This window comes from Anaerophilus nitritigenes (assembly GCF_004138215.1).
Classification (GTDB): Bacteria; Bacillota; Clostridia; order Peptostreptococcales; family Thermotaleaceae; genus Anaerophilus; species Anaerophilus nitritogenes.
The window spans coordinates 1-20,945 of the sequence record NZ_RYYS01000088.1 but is presented as its reverse complement, the minus strand read 5'-3'; the positions used below and the strand labels follow the sequence as shown (position 1 = coordinate 20,945).

15 protein-coding genes are annotated in these 20,945 nt (G+C 30.9%); 12 read left to right on the top strand and 3 right to left on the bottom strand.

All coding sequences use genetic code 11. The features are described 5' to 3' along the window. The first annotated feature begins 6 nt into the window (after positions 1-6). Together EK368_RS12625 and pepT are read left to right on the top strand one after the other, a co-directional pair. Entirely contained in the window at positions 7-1,524 is a 1,518-nt protein-coding gene (locus EK368_RS12625) for a YfcC family protein (protein ID WP_129600252.1), read from the top strand. 96 nt (positions 1,525-1,620) lie between these two features. Then, positions 1,621-2,841, top strand: coding sequence for a peptidase T (pepT, locus tag EK368_RS12620; RefSeq protein ID WP_129600251.1), 1,221 nt, complete (start codon positions 1,621-1,623; stop codon positions 2,839-2,841). Positions 2,842-2,924: 83 nt separating this feature from the next. Here the strand turns inward: pepT and EK368_RS12615 are convergent, their stop codons facing one another. Continuing rightward, positions 2,925-3,239, bottom strand: coding sequence for a hypothetical protein (locus EK368_RS12615; RefSeq protein WP_129600250.1), 315 nt, complete (start codon positions 3,237-3,239; stop codon positions 2,925-2,927). 388 nt (positions 3,240-3,627) lie between these two features. Here EK368_RS12615 and EK368_RS12610 point away from each other — a divergent pair, with 388 nt between their 5' ends. The 9 genes from EK368_RS12610 to EK368_RS12570 all read left to right on the top strand — a co-directional run bounded on the left by EK368_RS12610 (position 3,628) and on the right by EK368_RS12570 (position 15,273). Next, positions 3,628-4,323, top strand: a complete 696-nt coding sequence (locus EK368_RS12610; protein WP_129600248.1) for a DUF554 domain-containing protein — start codon at positions 3,628-3,630, stop codon at positions 4,321-4,323. 449 nt (positions 4,324-4,772) lie between these two features. Further along, positions 4,773-6,305: a histidine ammonia-lyase gene (hutH, locus tag EK368_RS12605; RefSeq protein WP_129600246.1), complete on the top strand. Its 1,533-nt coding sequence runs from the start codon at positions 4,773-4,775 to the stop codon at positions 6,303-6,305. 78 nt (positions 6,306-6,383) lie between these two features. After that, a complete protein-coding gene (locus tag EK368_RS12600; RefSeq protein WP_341472798.1) occupies positions 6,384-7,688 on the top strand; it encodes a Na+/H+ antiporter family protein in 1,305 nt (434 codons plus the stop codon). Between the two features lie 75 nt (positions 7,689-7,763). After that, the gene (locus EK368_RS12595; RefSeq protein WP_129600242.1) at positions 7,764-8,603 is read left to right on the top strand and encodes a histidine racemase CntK family protein; all 840 of its coding nucleotides are present in this window, start codon (positions 7,764-7,766) and stop codon (positions 8,601-8,603) included. A gap of 131 nt (positions 8,604-8,734) precedes the next feature. Then, positions 8,735-10,411 carry a formate--tetrahydrofolate ligase gene (locus EK368_RS12590; RefSeq protein ID WP_129600240.1) on the top strand — a complete coding sequence of 559 codons (1,677 nt, stop codon included), beginning with the start codon at positions 8,735-8,737 and terminating at the stop codon, positions 10,409-10,411. 17 nt (positions 10,412-10,428) lie between these two features. Continuing rightward, positions 10,429-12,465: a urocanate hydratase gene (locus tag EK368_RS12585; RefSeq protein WP_129600238.1), complete on the top strand. Its 2,037-nt coding sequence runs from the start codon at positions 10,429-10,431 to the stop codon at positions 12,463-12,465. Between the two features lie 13 nt (positions 12,466-12,478). Then, entirely contained in the window at positions 12,479-13,384 is a 906-nt protein-coding gene (ftcD, locus tag EK368_RS12580) for a glutamate formimidoyltransferase (protein WP_129600236.1), read from the top strand. A 3-nt stretch (positions 13,385-13,387) separates the two neighbouring features. Beyond that, entirely contained in the window at positions 13,388-14,644 is a 1,257-nt protein-coding gene (hutI, locus tag EK368_RS12575) for an imidazolonepropionase (RefSeq protein ID WP_129600234.1), read from the top strand. An 11-nt stretch (positions 14,645-14,655) separates the two neighbouring features. Continuing rightward, positions 14,656-15,273 (top strand): cyclodeaminase/cyclohydrolase family protein, encoded by a 618-nt coding sequence (locus EK368_RS12570; protein ID WP_129600232.1) that lies wholly within the window; start codon positions 14,656-14,658, stop codon positions 15,271-15,273. Positions 15,274-15,339: 66 nt separating this feature from the next. On the opposite strand, the gene EK368_RS12565 is transcribed toward EK368_RS12570, so the two are convergent. Both EK368_RS12565 and EK368_RS12560 read right to left on the bottom strand, forming a co-directional pair. Beyond that, positions 15,340-16,500, bottom strand: coding sequence for a dicarboxylate/amino acid:cation symporter (locus EK368_RS12565; protein WP_129600230.1), 1,161 nt, complete (start codon positions 16,498-16,500; stop codon positions 15,340-15,342). 117 nt (positions 16,501-16,617) lie between these two features. Next, complete coding sequence (locus EK368_RS12560; protein ID WP_129600228.1) at positions 16,618-17,406, bottom strand: formate/nitrite transporter family protein; 789 nt, start codon at positions 17,404-17,406, stop codon at positions 16,618-16,620. Between the two features lie 281 nt (positions 17,407-17,687). Here EK368_RS12560 and EK368_RS12555 point away from each other — a divergent pair, with 281 nt between their 5' ends. Next, positions 17,688-20,711 carry a BTAD domain-containing putative transcriptional regulator gene (locus tag EK368_RS12555; protein ID WP_129600226.1) on the top strand — a complete coding sequence of 1,008 codons (3,024 nt, stop codon included), beginning with the start codon at positions 17,688-17,690 and terminating at the stop codon, positions 20,709-20,711. Positions 20,712-20,945 lie beyond the last annotated feature (234 nt).

Here is a 20,945-nt window from a genome sequence, read left to right as displayed (position 1 = left end):
ATTAATATGGAAGCTAATGTGAAAAAGAAAAAAAGAAGTTTTCCAACGGCTTATACGGTATTATTTATTGTTTTAATTTTTGCAGCTATTTTAACTTATGTTGTTCCAGCAGGTTCTTATTCTAAATTGATGTTTGATAGTGAAAAACAAGTATTTGTAATAACGTCACCTGATGGAGAATCAACCCAGGAATATGAAGGGACACAAGCTACACTAGATCAACTTGGAGTAAAGGTAGATATTACAAAATTTACAGATGGAAGTATTTACAAAGCAATTGCTATTCCTGGAACTTATGAAAAATTAGAAAGCAATCCACAAGGAATTATTCAAATCATAAAAGCTCCTATAGAAGGGCTTTATGATACAGTAGACATTATTATGTTTGTATTTATTATAGGTGGAATTATTGGAGTTTTAAATAATAGTGGTGCTTTTGATGCAGGATTTGCAAGTTTATCAAGAGTAACAAAAGGTAGAGAATATTTACTGATTGTAATTGTTACTTTTATAATTTCATTAGGTGGTACAACTTTTGGATTGGCAGAAGAGACTATTGCTCTTTATCCAATATTGGTTCCAGTGTTTATGGTGGCAGGGTATGATGCTATTGTCTGTATTGCAGCTTTATATATGGGCTCATCTATAGGTACAATGTTTTCAACAGTAAATCCTTTTTGTTCTGTTATAGGATCCAATGCGGCAGGAATATCTTTTACAAATGGTCTGGTATTAAGAGCGATTGGGCTTTTTATTGCTACAACAGTAACTGTAATTTATATTGTAAAATATGCTGAAAAAATCAAAAAAAATCCAGAAGCTTCTTTGATATTTGATCAAAAGGAAGATATAGAAAATAAATTTTTAAATAGAAATGCAGAGGTTCCAGAGTTTACTTTTAGAAGAAAATCAATGATTTTAATATTTGCACTTGCTTTTGGAGTTATGATTTGGGGTGTTTCATCTCAAGACTGGTGGTTTATGGAAATGACAGCTTTATTCTTCTTTATAGGAATTGTTATTTGCGCAATCTCTGGTATGGGTGAGAAAAAAGCAGTTCATGAATTTGTAGCAGGAGCAGCTGATCTAACAGGGGTAGCCCTTACTGTTGGAGTTGCTAGAGCGGTAAATTTGATTATGGATAATGGATTAATTTCTGATTCTATTCTTTATGGAGCAACTAATGTTGTTAGTGGAATGAATGCAGGATTATTTTCTATATTGATGCTTATTATATTTTGTGTGTTAGGATTCTTTATTCCATCTGCATCAGGTCTTGCAGTATTATCTATGCCTATTATGGCACCACTTGCAGATACAGTAGGACTACCAAGAGATGTAGTAGTAAGTGCTTATCAATATGGTCAAGGACTGATGGCATTTATCACTCCAACAGGGTTGATACTAGTAACTTTGTCTATGGTAGATGTAACTTATGACAAATGGTTAAAATTTATTATGCCTTTGATGGGCATTATTGGAGGATTTGCAGCAGTTATGTTGTTGATTCAAGCATTAATTTAAAACAATATGGAGGTTATCATCAAAAGAAAAAATTTTCTTTTGAGATAGCCTCCATGTTATAATACTATATTTTATAATTAGATAGGAGGAAATAAAATGGAAAAGGCTTATGAAAGATTACTCAGATATGTAAAGATTAATACAAAATCAGATGATTATTCAGAAACGATACCTAGTACAAAAACTCAATTTGAACTGGCTAATTTATTGGTAGAAGAATTGAAAAACATGGGAATTGAAGATGCACATGTAGATGAGAATTGTTATGTAATGGGTACACTTAAGAGAAATATAGAAAATATACCTTCTATAGGACTAATTTCCCACTTAGATACAAGTCCAGAGTTCTCAGGTGAAAATGTTAAAGCAAATATGATTAAAGATTATGATGGAGAAGATATTATTTTAAATAAAGATTTAGGAATTATTATGAAGGTATCAGATTTTCCATATTTAAAAGATTATAAGGGAAAAACTCTTATTACTACAGATGGAACAACACTCCTAGGAGCAGATGACAAAGCTGGAATTTCAGAAATTATGACTGTTATTGAATATTTTACCAATCATCCAGAAATTCAACATGGAGATATAAAAATTGGGTTTACACCAGATGAAGAAATTGGGAGAGGTGCAGATTGCTTTGACATAGAAAAATTTGGAGCTGATTTTGCTTATACAATAGATGGTGCTTTTCTTGGAGAAATAGAATATGAAAACTTTAATGCAGCGTCTGTGTATATTAAAGTAAACGGATCAAATATTCATCCAGGATCAGCAAAGCTTAAAATGAAAAATTCTATGTTAATTGGGATGGAGCTTAATGGACTTTTACCAACCTTTGAAGTTCCACAATATACAGAAGGATATGAAGGGTTTTATCATTTAGACAAATTTGAAGGATCTGTTGAAGAAACAAATATGGAATATATTATAAGAGATCATGATATGAAAAAATTTCAAAATAAAAAAGATTTTATGAAAAAAGCTTGTGAGTTTATCAATAGAAAATATGGTGAAGCTACAGTAGAAATTAAAATAGAAGACTCATATTTTAATATGAAAGAAAAAATATTGCCAGTAATACATATTGTAGATTCAGTAGTAAAAGCTATGGAAAAAGTAGGGGTAAAACCTCTTGTAAAAGCTATAAGAGGAGGTACAGATGGAGCAAGATTATCTTATATGGGACTTCCAACCCCTAATATATTTACAGGAGGCTTTAACTTTCATGGAAAATTTGAAGCAATATGTGTAGAAGATATGGACAAAGCAGTGGAGACTATAATTGAAGTGATAAAATCTTATGTAAAATAAACAACCTATTGAAAGAATAAAACTTATAAAAAATGTCGTTAACTCCCAATTAAGCAAAAATTATGAGAGCTAAACGACATTTTTTATTTAATTATTTTTAGATGGTCTTTTATATCAAATACATCTTCTTCTGTTTGGTGAAGTTTGTGTTTTATAAATTTTACTTCTTTATCAATAGTTTTAAGCTGAGAGAAAGCATCCATATGTCTTGTTGCATTTTGTGAATCAAGTTGAATAAGGTGATTTTTGATTTCTTGTTGACCTTGCTCTAATTTAGTTTGACCTTGTTCTAATTTAGTTTGACCTTGCTTTAGATCTTTAATGTCAGATTCCATGTGATCAAGGCGTTGATTTATAGTTTTCATTTCAGTAAGTATTTGTTGTAATACTTTTTCCATAATATTCATCCTTTCGATACACTAAGCTTATATTATTTATATTTTATCATCAGAAAGGTTTTTAGTCACTATATTTTAAACTTATAAAACACATTTTTGAAAAATATCTAAATCAATAAATTTCAATTCAATCATCTCAATCTTATGAAATTATATGGGGAGTTAGTCGCAAAAAAATAAATGATAATAGTAGGACTGGATAAAATACTCATAGAAGCTAAAAATTTAGAATTTAAGATGATAAGCATACTGTTATTTTTGATTGTGATTATATTTATAGATTTTAAAATATATACATCAAAAGATAAGTAATAAAATATGGTTAGTGAGAAGGAAATTTCTCTTTAATCTAGAATACTAGATTTCTATAGACAGAGGAGGAATTTTTATGCTAGGGACTATTGTAAATACATTAGCAATTATAGGAGGCAGTTTGTTAGGATTATTATTCAAAGGAGGAATTCCAAAGAAGTATAATGAAACTGTTTTAAAAGCTAATGCTTTAAGTGTAATACTTATAGGGATTATGGGGGCTGTAAAAACGCAAAACATACTTCTTGTTATTTTTAGTATGGTCATTGGAAGTGTTTTAGGAGAATTTTTAAATATTGAAGATAATCTAGATAAGTTAGGAAAATACATAGGAAACAAATTAGGAGATCAACAAGGAAGTATTGCAAAAGGTTTTGTGACTTCAAGCTTACTCTTTTGTGTAGGATCGATGGCGATTGTAGGAGCGTTAGAAAGTGGATTGACAGGAAATCATCAAACTCTGTTTGCAAAATCTACATTGGATGGAATTACTTCTATTGTTTTTACTTCTACTTTAGGAATTGGAGTGATTTTTTCTGCTGTTTCTGTATTTTTATATCAAGGAATTATTACTTTGTTGGCGATTTATATGAAGGATGTGCTTACTGCTGAAGTGATCAGAGAAATGTCAGCTATTGGAGGACTTCTGATTATGGGACTGGGTTTTAATTTACTTGAGTTAAAAAAACTCAAGGTAGGAAATATGCTGCCAGCGATTTTCATTCCCATATTATATTACATAGGAAAAATAATTTATTTAAAAATAATTTAGAGGCAAGTAATTGTCTCTTTTGTATTTTTTGGAAAATGACTATTTTTAATATATATGGGAAAGATATATTTTATAAAACAAGAATTGTTAAAAAATATAATATAAGAAGAATGAAATTTTTTATAATCACAATTTCATACCTTGTGAAAATAAGAACTTTATAATGGATAAATATTACAAAAAAGAAATGAAGTGAAAGTAAAAAAAGAATAAAAATGCATAAAAATGCATAATTTTGAAAATAAAAATAAATGAGATAGTTTTTTTAAAAAAGCATATGCATATTTGAAATTCAACAATGCATTATTACTGTAAAGCGTTATCACTTTAATAAAAACTAATATTTATAAAATAAATTGACAAATTATGCAGAAAAGAATATAATAAAGTTAAAATTCTAAACATTTATAAAAATAACAAAAATAAATTTCAACTCAGGAGGGAATTTCATGAACAAAATATTAATTGATGGAAATAGTTTAACATTAGAGGATGTAGTAAAAGTAGCAAGAGAGGATTTTGAAGTAGCTTTAACTGAAGAGGCATTAGAAAAAGTAAAAAAATCTAGAGCTTTTGTAGATAAATTAGTAGATGAAGAAAGAACTGTATATGGTATAACTACTGGATTTGGTAAGTTTAGCGATGTAGCAATCTCTAAAGAAGAATCAAAGGATCTTCAAAAAAACTTAATTATGAGTCATGCATGCGGAGTAGGAAAACATTTTTCTGAAGATATTTCAAGAGCTATTATGCTTCTTAGAGCAAATGCGTTGTCAAAAGGTTTTTCAGGTATTCAACCAAAAACTCTTCAAACTCTTATTGAAATGATTAATAAAGGAGTACATCCTGCTATTCCAGAAAAGGGATCTTTAGGAGCAAGTGGAGATTTAGCACCATTATCTCATATGACATTGGTGTTAATAGGTGAAGGGGAAGCGTATTACAAAGGAAAACTTATGACAGGAAAAGAAGCTATGGAAAAAGCTGGAATTGAGCCTGTGGTTCTTACATCGAAAGAAGGATTGGCATTGATTAACGGAACACAAGTGATGACTGCTGTAGGAGCACTTACTGTACATGATTCCATTAATATATTAAAAACGGCAGATATTGCAGCTGCACTTACTGTAGAAGGATTAAATGGAATTGTAGATGCATATGATAAAAGAGTACATGAAGTAAGACCTCATAAGGGACAAATGATTACAGCTAAAAATCTTTTAAGACTTGTAGAAGAAAGTCAAAGAACTACTAGACAAGGAGAAATTAGAGTACAAGATGCTTATACATTAAGATGTGTACCTCAAATCCATGGAGCGAGTAAAGATGCCATTTCTTATGTACTAGACAAAATCAATATTGAAATTAATGGAGCTACAGACAATCCTTTGATCTTTACAGAAGATGAATCTGCTATATCAGGAGGAAATTTCCATGGACAGCCTATGGCTTTAGCTTTTGACTTTTTAGGAATTGCATTATCGGAAATTGCAAATGTTTCAGAAAGAAGAATTGAAAGACTAGTAAATCCTCAGTTAAGTGGACTGCCTGCATTTTTAACAGAAAAAGGAGGACTTCATTCAGGGTTTATGATTGCTCAATATGCAGCAGCAGCATTAGTATCTGAAAATAAAGTATTGGCTCATCCAGCTAGTGTAGATTCTATTCCTTCTTCTGCAAATCAAGAAGATCATGTAAGTATGGGTACTATTGCAGCAAGGAAAGCAAAAGAAATTTGTGAAAATGTAAAAAATGTTTTAGCTATAGAGTTGATGGCAGCAGCTCAAGCTATAGATTTTAACAAAGGAAAGCATTTAGGAAAAGGAACAAAAGTAGCTTATGAAAAAATTCGTCAAGTTATAGAAACATTACATGAAGATCGTATTTTGTATAAAGATATTAATAAATGTGCAAAATTAATTTGTGAAAGCAATATGTTAAAAGAAGTAGAGGAAACAATAGGAGATTTGGAATTACAATAAAAAACTACTTCCATTTATCGATTTAATGTGATAAAGTATTAAGTAAAAATAAAAGGAATTATAAAAAGGAGGGGAATTATGTTAACAAATCCAGTTGTGCTTTCGGTAGTGATTATGAGTGTGCTTTGTCTTTTAAAGCTAAATGTTATCATTGCTCTTTTGGTGGCAGCTATTGCTGGAGGACTTATTGCAGGGATGCCTATTAAAGAAGTGATGGATATTCTTATTGGTGGAATGGGAGGAAATTCAGAGACTGCTTTGAGCTATATTTTACTTGGGGCGTTGGCAGCAGCAATTCACCATACAGGTCTTGCTAGTATTTTATCTAGAAAAATAGCAGGAATGATGCAAGGAAAACAAAAAACACTTTTGATTTTGATAGCGCTGATTAGTTGTTTTTCTCAAAACTTAATACCTGTTCACATTGCATTTATTCCTATATTGATTCCGCCGCTTCTTGGAATTATGAGTAAATTGAAACTAGATAGAAGAGGAGCAGCTTGTGCTTTAACATTTGGACTAAAAGCCCCTTATTTGGCGCTTCCAGTAGGTTTTGGATTGATATTTCATGGAATTGTTGCAAAGGAAATGACTGCAAATGGTATAGCTATGGCAAATACAGATGTTTGGAAAGGAATGTGGCTTCCTGGGTTTGGGATGTTAGTGGGGGTTTTAGTAGCTATATTTATTACCTATAGAAAACCTAGAGAATACAAAATAGAGGAAAATCCAGCAGAAGAAGTGGTAGAAGAAAAAAATATTGAGTTAAATACATCTCATTTTGTAGCATTAGCTGGAGCATTAGCAGCATTAGTTATTCAGCTTACAGTAGGATCATTACCTTTAGGAGCTTTAGTAGGTCTTGGAATTATGGTTTCGTTTAAAGCTATTGAATGGAAACATATAGATAGTCTTATGGATAGTGGAATTGGTATGATGGGATTTATTGCATTTGTTATGCTCGTAGCGTCTGGATATGCTAGTGTAATTAGAGAAACAGGTGGAGTAGAAGGATTGGTAAATGCAGCAGCAAGTTTAATGGGTGGTAGTAAATTGATTGCAGCATCTATCATGATCTTATTAGGGTTGATTATTACTATGGGGATTGGAACATCGTTTGGAACAATTCCAATTATTGCAGTAATATATGTACCTTTGGCTTTGAAGATGGGATTTAGCCCATTGGCTACAGCAGTGCTTATTGGAACAGCGGCAGCTTTAGGAGATGCGGGTTCACCTGCATCAGATAGTACATTAGGGCCTACAGCAGGACTTAATGCAGATGGACAACATGATCATATTTGGGATACTTGTGTTCCTACCTTTTTACACTTTAATATACCACTTATGATTTTTGGGATAATTGGAGCTATGATCTTTTAAAAACCAACAAAGCACTCATCTTGATTGCAAACTATTAAGATGGGTGCTTTGTTTATTAAAAAAGGAGGAGTGAAGATGAAGCTACATTTTGCAAAGGTAAATCCGACAGAAAACATGACTGTGTTTATTAGAAATCAACTACCTAGAAGCTGTTATATAGAAATAGCTAATAAGATAATGGCATATGGGAATGTTTATGCAGAGCAAGTTGGATTTATAGAAAAAGCACAAGATGGAGAATGTGTAAGATTACAGATGATGGGTGGAGAATTTTGTGCAAATGCAACTCGAGCATTAGCAGCATTATTAGCTTATGAAGATCATAAGAGTGTAATAAAAAAAGATAGAAAAATGAATATTCCAATAGAAGTATCTGGAATGGAAAAAATTATATATTGTCATGTTGAAGAAACAAATGATCCTATAGAATTCATTTCAAGTATTGATATGCCTCTACATAAAAATATAAAGAATTTGGATATAGAGATAGATGGACAAAATTATCATATGCAATTAGTTGAATTTCCAGGAATCGTTCATGTTGTATTGAAAAATGAAAAAATTAAAGACAAGACCAATTTTTTCTTGAAAGTAAAAGAAAAATTAAAAGATTTAGAATATGAAGCTTTGGGTATGATATTTTATGATGAAGCAAATACTTTTATAGAGCCTTTGATTTATGTGAAGGAAACAGAAAGTCTTGTTTTTGAGAGAGGATGTGGTTCTGGTACAGCTGCATTAGGAGTAGCTCTTTCTTATGAACATCAAAACGATATGAATTTAAAAGTAAATCAACCAGGAGGAGTTTTAGAGATTTCAACGATATGGAAAAATAATACTATTGAAAAAATTTATCTAAAAGGACGAGTAAAAATTGTAGCAGAGGGAATTGTATATATTAGTAGAAACTTTTAATTGTTGCAATAAAAGAAAAAATATAAAATAATTTATTGATTTAATAAAAAATTAAAAAAATTTAATCTATATAGACGTTTTAATGACGAAAGTATTTTATAATAAAAAAAACGACAAAAGGAGTGGAAAAAATGAGTGTATTAAGTGATATAGAAATTGCACAAAAAGCGAACATGGTACCAATTTCTGAAGTAGCAGAAAAATTAGGTGTTTCAGAAGATGAATTAGAGCTATATGGTAAATATAAAGGAAAAATCTCTTTAGATATTTTTAAAAGATTAGAGGATGAAAAAGACGGAAAATTGATTCTTGTAACAGCAATCAATCCTACACCTGCGGGAGAAGGAAAATCTACTACAGCTGTTGGCTTAGGACAAGCATTGAATAAAATAGGCAAAAAGGCAGTAATTGCTTTAAGAGAACCATCATTAGGTCCTGTCTTTGGAGTAAAGGGAGGAGCAGCAGGAGGAGGATATGCTCAAGTTGTTCCTATGGAAGATATCAATCTTCACTTTACCGGAGATATGCATGCGATTACAACAGCAAACAATCTATTAGCTGCAGTAATTGATAATCATATTCATCAAGGTAATGCTTTAAGAATAGATTCTAGACAAATTATATGGAAAAGAGTTCTAGATATGAATGATAGAAATCTTAGACAAGTTGTTGTAGGTCTTGGAGGAAAACCAAATGGTTTTACTCGTGAAGATGGATTTATGATTACAGTAGCATCAGAAGTAATGGCGGTATTATGTTTGGCAACAGATTTAATGGACTTAAAAGAAAGATTTGGAAGAATGGTAGTTGCTTATAATATGGATCAACAACCTGTAACAGCAAGAGATCTAGAAGTACATGGAGCTATGGCACTTCTATTTAAAGATGCTATCAAACCAAACTTAGTACAAACCTTAGAAAATACACCGGCTCTTATTCATGGAGGACCTTTTGCTAATATTGCTCATGGATGCAATAGTATTATGGCTACAAAATTAGGTCTTAAATTAGGAGATTATTTAGTTACAGAAGCAGGTTTTGGTGCAGATTTGGGTGCAGAAAAATTCTTAGATATAAAATGTAGGTATGGAAATCTTACTCCAGATGGAGTTGTAGTTGTAGCTACTATAAGAGCATTAAAAATGCATGGAGGAGTAAAAAAGACAGAATTAGGAGCAGAAAATGTAGAGGCAGTAGGAAAAGGATTTGAAAACTTAGAAAAACAAGTTGGAAATATTAGAAAATTTGGTTTGCCAGTAATGGTATCTATCAACAAATTCATACAAGATACAGAAGCAGAAATTGATATGTTAAAGAAAAAATGTGCAGAAATAGGAGTAGAAGTATCTTTAAATGAAGTATGGGCTAAAGGTGGAGAAGGTGGAGTTGATATGGCTCAGAAAGTAGTTCGTATGGTAGAAAATGAAAAGCCAGATTTTAAATTCCTTTATGACATAAATGATTCTATAGAACAAAAGGTTAATAAAATTGTGACAGAGATTTATGGAGGAAAAAGAGCAGTATTTACAGGACCTGCTAAAAAGCAAATGAAAAAACTAGAAGAATTGGGCTTTGACAAATTGCCTATATGTATGGCTAAAACACAATATTCTTTATCTGACGATAAGGATTTATTAGGAGCACCGAAGGATTTTGAAGTGACAGTAAGAGAATTAAAAGTATCTGCAGGAGCAGGGTTTATAGTATGTCTTACAGGAGATGTAATGACTATGCCAGGACTTCCAAAGGTACCATCATCTAGCAAAATGGATATAGATCAAGATGGAAATATTATAGGATTATTTTAAAATAGGGAGGAATTTTTATGAATTTAAATCAATCTATTGCAAATAACATGACCATTAAATTAGAATCAGTACTTCCTGAGTACCCTGAATTTGAAAAAGGAATTAGACGTGCTCCAAGAAGAGATTTGACTCTTACTAAAGAAGAAACAGAATTAGCTCTAAAAAATGCTCTAAGATATATTCCAGAGGAACTTCACGAACAATTGATTCCTGAATTTTTAGACGAACTTGTGACAATGGGAAGAATTTATGGGTATCGTTTTAGACCAAAAGGTAAACTAAAAGGAAAGCCTATTGATGAATATAAAGGACAATGTGTAGAAGGAAAAGCATTTCAAGTTATGATTGACAACAATTTAGATTTTGATATTGCACTTTATCCATATGAATTAGTTACCTATGGAGAGACAGGTATGATTTTTCAAAACTGGATGCAATATAGATTGATTAAAAAGTATTTAGAAGTTTTAACACAAGATCAAACTTTAGTAATACAATCTGGACATCCTGTAGGACTATTTCATTCAAAACCAGATTCACCAAGGGTAATCGTTACCAATGGGCTTATGATTGGTATGTTTGATGATTTGGACAATTTCAATAGAGCAGCCGCATTAGGAGTTGCCAATTATGGACAAATGACTGCAGGAGGATGGATGTATATAGGTCCTCAAGGAATTGTACATGGAACTTATAATACAATTTTAAATGCAGGAAGATTAAAATTAGGTATTCCACAAGATGAAGATTTAAAAGGAAGATTATTTATTACATCAGGTCTTGGAGGAATGAGTGGTGCTCAAGGTAAAGCTGTAGAAATTGCAGGTGGAGTAGGAATTATAGCAGAAGTTGATGAATCAAGAATAGAAACTAGATATACTCAAGGATGGGTAAGTAAAGTTGCAAAAACTTGTGAAGAAGCTTTTGATTTAGCTAAAGAATATATGAATAAAAAAGAGCCTTGTGCCATTGCTTTTCATGGAAATATAGTAGATTTACTAGAATATGCATTAGAGAAAGATATTCATATAGATCTTTTATCAGATCAAACCTCTTGTCATGAAGTCTATACAGGAGGATATTGTCCACAAGGAATTACTTTTGAAGAAAGAACAAATCTTTTAGCAACAGATCATAAGAAATTTCACAAATTAGTAGACGAGACACTTAAGAGTCATTTTGAAGTAATCAAAGCATTGGTTGATAAAGGAACTTACTTCTTTGATTATGGAAATGCTTTTATGAAAGCTATTTATGATTCAGGAATCAAAGAAATCTCTAAAAATAAAAGAGATGATAAAGATGGATTCATTTGGCCTTCCTATGTAGAAGATATTTTAGGACCTCAATTATTTGATTATGGATATGGTCCATTCAGATGGGTATGCTTAAGTGGAAAACATGAGGATTTATTAAAAACAGATCATGCAGCTATGGAGTGTATTGATCCTGATAGAAGATATCAAGATAGAGACAACTATATATGGATTCAAGATGCAGATAAAAATAAATTAGTAGTAGGAACTCAAGCGAGAATTCTTTATCAAGATGCATTAGGAAGAACAAAGATTGCTCTTAAATTTAATGAAATGGTAAGAAACGGAGAAATTGGACCGGTAATGCTAGGTCGCGATCATCATGATACAGGTGGAACAGATTCTCCGTTTAGAGAGACTTCTAATATTAAAGATGGAAGTAATATTATGGCAGAAATGGCAACTCATTGTTTTGCAGGAAATGCAGCAAGAGGAATGAGTCTGATAGCTCTTCATAATGGTGGAGGAGTAGGAATTGGAAAATCCATCAATGGAGGATTTGGTATGGTGTTAGATGGCAGTCAAAGAGTAGATGATATTTTAAGAGCTTCTATGCCATGGGATACTATGTGTGGAGTTTCAAGACGTGCATGGGCAAGAAATGAAAACGCTGTTACTACTTGTATAGAATACAATGAAATTATGAAAGGTAAGGATCATATTACACTTCCATATGTTCCGAGGGAAGAAGCTGTAAAAAATGCAGTGGATCAAATATGGGAAAAAATAGAGAAATAGGGGGAAGAAGATCATGAGTGAAGTTAAAAAAATAGTAGAGTGTGTTCCAAATTTTAGTGAAGGAAGAGATTTAGAAAAAATAGAAAAAATTGTAGCACCTCTAAGAGGAAAAGAAGGAGTAAAGCTTTTAAATTATGAAGCAGATAAAGATTATAATAGAGTAGTAGTAACAGTAATGGGAGAGCCTCAAGCTGTAAAAAAAGCAGTAGTAGAAGCTATTGGAGTAGCTACAGAGTTAATTGATATGACAAAGCATGAAGGAGAGCATTCTAGAATGGGTGCAACGGATGTAGTTCCGTTTATTCCTATTAAGAATATGAGCATGACAGAAGTAGTAGAACTTGCAAAAGAGACAGCAAAAGAGATTAATGAACAGTATGATATTCCTATATTTTTATATGAAAAAGCAGCTACTATTCCAGAAAGAGAAAATCTTGCAACGGTTAGAAAAGGCCAATTTGAAGGAATGGCAGAAAAGCTTCAAAAGGCTGAATGGAATCCTGACTTCGGAAAAAGAGAAATTCATAAAACTGCTGGTGTAACTGCTGTAGGAGCTAGAATGCCACTTGTAGCATATAATATCGATTTAGATACAAAAGATATAGAGATTGCCAAAAATATTGCAAAGGTGATTCGTCATTCAAATGGAGGCTTTAGATATATTAAAGCTGGTGGAGTGGAAATTAAAGAAAGAGGGATTACTCAAGTAACTATGAATATTACAGATTATACAAAAACATCTGTATATAGAGTCTTTGAAACAGTAAAAATGGAAGCAAAAAGATATGGTGTCAATGTATTAGGAAGTGAAATCATAGGATTAGTTCCTATGGAAGCATTAATAGATAGTGCAGGATATTATTTAGGACTCTACGGTTTTTCTATGGACAAAGTAATTGAAAGCAATTTAATGGAGTAGCCTATGAAGAATATAATTATTAAAAATGCTTCTCAAGTTGTAACGTGTAGTGGATTCTCTAAAAAGTCAGGAAAAGAGATGTCAAATCTACATGTCATAGAAGATGGAGCAGTGATCATAAAGAACGGAAAAATTCATGCCGTAGGAAAAAATGAAGAGGTCCTAAAAGATGTAGAGTTTGATAAATATGAAGTTATTGATGCTAGTGGAAAAGCTGTATTACCTGGTTTTGTAGATTCTCATACGCATTTTGTATTTGGTGGATATAGAGCGGAAGAATTCTCTATGCGCTTAAGAGGTGCAAGTTATATGGAAATTATGGAAAAAGGAGGAGGAATTGTAAGTTCTGTTGAAAAAACTAGAAAAGCATCTCATGAAGAATTGGTATATTTAGGTAAAAAAAGATTGAATGATATGCTTTCCTTTGGAGTAACGACAGTTGAAGGAAAGAGTGGATATGGATTAGATGAAGAGACAGAAATAAAACAATTGCAAGTAATGAAAAAGTTAGATGAGATTCATCCTATAGATATAGCAAAAACCTATATGGGAGCTCATGCAGTACCAAAGGAATATAAAGGACGAGAAGATGAGTTTATTGATGATATTATTGAAAATACATTACCTAAAGTAGCGAAAGAAAATTTAGCAGAATTTTGTGATGTATTTTGTGAAAAAAATGTATTCTCTGTAGATCAATCTAGAAGACTTTTATTAAAGGCTAAAGAGCTAGGTCTGAAAGCAAAAATTCATGCAGATGAAATTGTTCAATTAGGAGGTGCGGAATTAGCTGCAGAGATTGGTACAGTATCTGCAGATCATCTTCTTTCTGCATCGGATGAAGGAATTTTAAAAATGGCAGAAAAAGGAGTTGTAGCAACGCTACTTCCTGCTACAGCCTTTAGTTTAAAAGAAGATTTTGCAAGAGCTAGATTTATGATTGATCAAAATTGTGCAGTAGCACTAGCTACAGATTTAAATCCTGGAAGCTGTTTTACAGAATCTATCGCTTTAGTTATGGCACTTGCGACACTTTATATGAATATGACTACAGAAGAAGCAATTACTGCTATGACTATCAATGGAGCAGCAGCACTAGGAAGAGAAAACGAAATTGGAAGTATTGATGTAGGTAAAAAAGGAGATGTAATTATACTAGAATATCCATCTTATCATTTTATTCCTTATCATATAGGAGTAAGTACAGTAGAGACAGTAATCAAAGATGGACAAATAGTATTTGATAAATCAAATCGTTAGGGGGATAAAATATGTTAGCAGATAAAAATTTAAAAGAATTTTTAGATGAGACAGCATCTAATGCTCCTGTACCGGGTGGTGGAAGTATAGCGGCCCTTAGTGGAGCAGTAGGAGCAGCACTAACTGAGATGGTTGCAAATTTGACCATAGGAAAAAAGAAATATATAGATGTAGAGGAAATAATGAAAGAAGTTGCACAAAAGTCAAAGGAATATAGAGATGACTTTATTAAAGATATAGATGAAGATGCTGATTCTTTTCATGAAGTAATGAAGGCTTTTAAGCTTCCAAAAGAAACAGATGAAGAAAAACAAAAGAGAAATGAAGCGATTGAAGAAAATACGAAAAAGGCAGCACAAGTACCTTTAAAAGTGGCTCAAAATGCTTATCAAATGATGCAGGTCATAGAATCTGTAATAGATCAAGGAAATAAAAATGCTATTACAGATGGAGCGGTAGCTGCTATGATGGCAAGAACAGCTGTTTTGTCTGCTTTATATAATGTAAAAATCAACTTAGGTGGAATTAATGATCAAGCTTTTGTAGAAAAGTTATCTAAAGAAGTAAAAGAAATAGAAGAAAAAACTATACAAAAAGAAAAAGAACTTTTAGCAAAAGTTGTATTATAAAAAAAGAAAAACCTTAGCCAATAAATAGTTTGGCTAAGGTTTTTAGTATTAAAAGAAAAAATCTAATTATTTAATTTCCTTATATAAGCCTGTTAGTATAAGAGCTATGGCTCCATCTCCTGTAATGTTACATGCAGTTCCAAAGCTATCTTGAATGGCAAATATGGCAAGCAAAAGACCTATTCCTGATTGATCAAATCCAATAATACTCGTAACAATACCTAAGGATGCCATTACTGTACCACCAGGTACGCCAGGAGCTCCTACAGCAAAGATTCCAAGCAGGATAATGAAGGTAATCATTGTACCAACTGTAGGTAAAGTGCCATATAAAACTTTAGATACAACCATGATAAAAAAAGTTTCTGTGAGTACTGATCCACATAAATGAACAGTAGAACCAAGAGGAATAGCAAAGTCTACAATTTTTTTGTCTAATACTTTTGATTTTCTTGCACAGCTTAAAGCTACTGGCAAAGTTGCTGCACTTGACATAGTTCCTACTGCTGTTAAATATGCAGGACCATAGTTTTTGAAAACCTCAAAAGGATTCTTTTTAGAAATTATTCCTCCTAACCCATAAAGTAATGCAAGCCAAATAAAATGACCAATAAGAACAAGTACAATTACTTTTAAAAAGATAGGAAGCTGTTTTGTAATGCTACCATTATAAGATAGTGTTGAAAAAGTTGTTGCAATGAAAAAAGGAAGAATAGGGATAATAACTTTATGAACTACTTGTAGCATCATATTTTGAAAATCATCTAGAATTTTTTCGAAAGATTCAGATTTTGCCCATATTACAGAAAGACCTACCAAAAATGAAAGAACTAAAGCACTCATTACAGACATAACAGGTGGAATGTTTAATTCGAATGCAATTTCTGGAAGCTTTTTTAATGCTTCTGCTTCACTGATAATATTTAAATGAGGAATGATGGAATATCCAGAGATGACTGCAAAAGCTGCGGCTCCCACAGATGAAGCATAAGCAATCAAAACAGTAGTGCCAAGCATCTTACTAGCATTTGCTTTAAGTTTTACAATAGAGGGAGTAATAAAGGCTAAGATAATTAAAGGAACACAAAAGAAGATGATTTGTCCTAGAAGATATTTAACACTTACCATAAATTTCATCATATCTTCAGATGATTGTATTCCAATAATGATTCCTAGTATTACTCCTAATGATAGTTTAAAAATTAAATTATCTGTTATTTTTTTCATTGTACACCTCCTAAATAATATTATAAAAATCATAATCTATATTTTTATAATATATAAATTATGATTTTTATACAAGTAAGATTTTACTATAAAATTATGACTGTATAAATATATTGCTTATGAAAATTTCTGATGATCATTTTTTATATACACAAAGAAATAAAATAGAGGAATGATCAGTGCTCCACCTATTAAATTTCCTATTGTTACAGGAATAAGATTATAAACCCACATATCAAACCAAGAAATATCAGCTCCTAAAAATTTTCCCATAGGTATAAAAAACATATTGGCAATACTATGTTCAAATCCGCATAAAACAAATAGCATCACAGGAGCCCAACAAGCAAATAATTTACTGATTAAATCTTTTGCACCGCTACCCATCCATAGAGCTAATGCTACAAGTATATTACATAATATGCCTCTTACTATTAATTCTGTGATAGGTATATTTACCTTAGAGATAGAAAGAGACAACATCATTTCTTTGATAGGACCATTTGCTAGACCACTATAGATAATCATTTGAGCAAAAAAAATAGAGCCGATGAAATTTCCAAAATAAACCACTATCCAATTTCTGAGTACTTTTTTCATAGAGTACTTCCCAGAGAATACACCTAAACACATAAGGTGATTTCCTGTGAACAACTCTGCACCGCAAGTTACTACCAACATAAGTCCAACTGGGAAAATCATCGCAAATAAAACTTTAGATAATCCAACATCAATAGCACTTATACGTTGACTAATAGTAAGAGCACCAAATCCACCAAAACTAATATATATTCCAGCTAATATACTTAAACTGATCATTTGAATATATGATAAATTTGTCTTTGTTATACCTGTTTGTAGCATAGAATGAGCAATTTCTTTTGGTGTTAATATATTGTTAGACATAAAAATTCCTCCTCTTAGTATTTTTTAGTTTGGGAAAAATTACAAGTGCTACATAAGAATTGTAAAATATTTGGACTAAATGAGTGAGTATTTACATTTTAATAAGAACTTAATTGTATGAACTCTTAGATTATAATAAATGAACGTCTATAAAATGTCAATTACACAACATATGGGTAAAAATGAATATATTCTAAATAAATTTAAATCTATATATTTGTACAATATAAAGGAAATTCGATATAATAAATTTATAATGAAGATGAGGTTAAGGTGAGGAAATGAATGATATATATGTAAAATTAATAGGGATTCCTTCTGTTATTCAAGATGAAAAAAGTATTATTTTTCCATTTAAAAAGGCAGAAGCATTGTTTTATTATTTGTTAGTTTATAAAAACACTAGTCGAGATATTTTAGTAAATTTATTATGGGGAGAAGTAGATGATCAAACAGCTAAAAAAAACTTAAGACAGACTATGTACAAGATTAGAAAGACTTTTGGTATAGATATCATTATTTCCCCTAAAAAATCTATGGTTATGTTGAATCCAGATATAAACATAAGAGTAGATTTATATGATTTTTTAAAAGATGAAAACAAAGTAGACGGATATGAAGAATTTTTAAAGGGGTTTTATGTAAAAGATGCAGAAGAATTTCAAACATGGACTGTTCAATATGATAGCCATATAAAAGAATTATATATGAAAAGACTTACTCGAAAAATAGAGCAAAGTATATCAAATGAAGAAATTTCTTCTATTATTTATTATGGCAATTTATTTATGGAAATAGACCCTTTACATGAAAAAGTTTGTATGATTTTAATGAGAACATATATGAAAAAAGGAGAGATTCACAAATCTCTTAATATTTATCATGAGTTTTGCAAAAGATTTTATAATGAATTAGGTATTGATCCAGGATTGGAGATGAAAGAACTTTACGAAGAAATTTTAATTTATAGAAAAAATGAAGAGAAAAGAAAAAAAAGAGACTTTTTTTATGGGAGAGAGAAAGAAATTTTATCGATTCAAAAAGAATATGATTGTTTTAAAAAAAATAAAAAATTTAAATCTTTTATTGTATTTGGAGAAGCAGGGGTAGGAAAAAGTAGATTGAAAGATGAATTTTTAGAAACTATTGATGATGGAATTATTTCTTTACAAACTACTTGTTATCAAGCTCAAAGAGAATATTTACTCAATCCTTTTCATGATTTATTTATAAAGTTAGAAGATCTTATCAAAAAAGAAAAAATAAATATCCCTATTTTATGGACAAATACTATCAATCATATATTCCCAGATTTTATGCAACAAGATCATCCTGCAGTAAATCCAATAGAGAATATGGATAATATCACCCAACAAGTTATTGAAGAAACTTTAGTGGCGGTATTAAAAAAGGTTTCTAAAAAAAGAAAAATGATACTTATATTTGAAGATATTCAATGGATGGATGATTTAAGTCTATTTCTCTTAAATCATTTATTTGTAGTGGAAGATATACTTTTGATTATGACTTGTAGAAGTGGAAGCGAAGAGAGAATATATCAATTTATGCATTCAGGAATTGGACTAAGAAAACTTCAAAAAATACATATCAACCGTTTTGAATTTTCTGAAGTAAAAGAATTTATCACATTGACTTTACCCAAATATGCTTGGAACGAAGAAATTTATATAAATATTTACAAAGAAACAGGAGGAAATGCATTTTTCTTAAAAGAAGTAGTAAACAGTATAAAAGAAAGTGGAAAAATTACAAAATTATCCCATAAAACTCAAGACCTATTAAGAAGTAGATTTTTAGATATTTCTAATGAAGAAAAAGAGTTATTAAATATATTATGTATGTTTTTCGATCCGGTAAGTTTAAATTTATTAGAAAGTCTAATACAAAAAAATACAGATGAAATGATAGATGAGTTAGAAATATTACAGGAGAGAGGAATTATCAAAGAAGCTTATGATCATGGAGAAATTTATTTTGAATTTACACATCAAAAGCTTAGAGAATTTCTTTATGACGAACAATCTAATATTAGAAAAAGGAAACTTCATGAGAAAATTGCTAATCTATTGCAAACAAAATTACTTCATGACAAAAGAGATCAATATCTTTATCCAAAACTAATTTATCATTTTGAAAATAGCGGAAATTACTTATATGCATTAAAATACAAAATGAAAAATTTAGATGTGTATTTTAATTTTGGACATGAATTATTTCCAATTTTAAGAGATGGAAATATTTATGAATATGCTAGAAGTTATTTGACCGCTGAAGAAGAAAGTGAGCAACTCAAAAACATTGAAAGAGAACTTTTAAAGATAATGAACAATAATTCTTATCAAGAACAAATAAGAATTTTATATATGGATTTTTTACATATGAGAGGGAGATACCTTATTAGAGAAGGTATGTATGAAGAGGGTGTTGAAGATATAAAGAGTATGATAAAAGAAGCACTAGCTATTACAAATGTAGAGTATGCATTAAAAGGATATAGACAAATGATCTATTATGGGATTCAGACCTATAATATGAACGGAATGAAAAAATATATAGAAGATGGATTAGATATTTCTAAAGAATGGAATAAAAAGAAGGATGTGGGAATTCTCTTGAGATTAAAGGGTTTACAAAAAATTATGGAAGGGGATCATCAAACAGCGGAGAGTTTATTACAAGAATCTATTGAAATATTTAATCAAATTAATACTTATGAGGGAAAGTACACTTTAAATATAGCAGCAGCATATAATTATATGGGAGAGATTAGAAGACAAAATCTAAAATTCATGAGTGCTTTAAAATATTATAATGAGGCTATAAAGCTATGTACGAACCAAAAAATAATTGGAGGTCTGACAATTTTTTATACGAATGCAGGACAAGCTGCACTAGATATGGGTGATGATGATGGTGCTATAGAGTATTTTTCAAAAGCATTAAATTTATATGATCAATTTAATACATTATGGAAAAGATCTACTGCACAGGGGTATATGTCTCTTTTATTAGTGAAAAAAGGACAGTATCATGAAGCGTTGTTATCATTACAAAGAGCAGAGGATTATGCAAATAAACTAAAAAGTCCCTATGAATTAGGACTACTCTATAGAGTTAAAGCACAGATCAAGGTATATATGAAAGATAACCTTCGTTTAGAATATGTATTTAAAGAATATTTAAAAGAAGATATTCAGTCATATTGTGAACAAGGGGTGAATATATTAAAAAAATTAAAAGATCCTTATGAAATATATATATTAGATGTACTCAAAAACAATTAAACCTCCATGATAGGAAGTTAGATTGTAACCATTTTCAACCTTGTGCATAACATGATCATAAAGTAAAAAACATAACAGGAGGAATTGAGAATGGAAAATATAAATAATTATGAAGTAGAACAAATGAATGAAGTAAATGAAATAAGTTCACACCAATTTGGACCAGGAACAGGCTTTGGACCAGGAACAGGCTTTGGACCAGGAACGGGCTTTGGACCAGGAACGGGCTTTGGA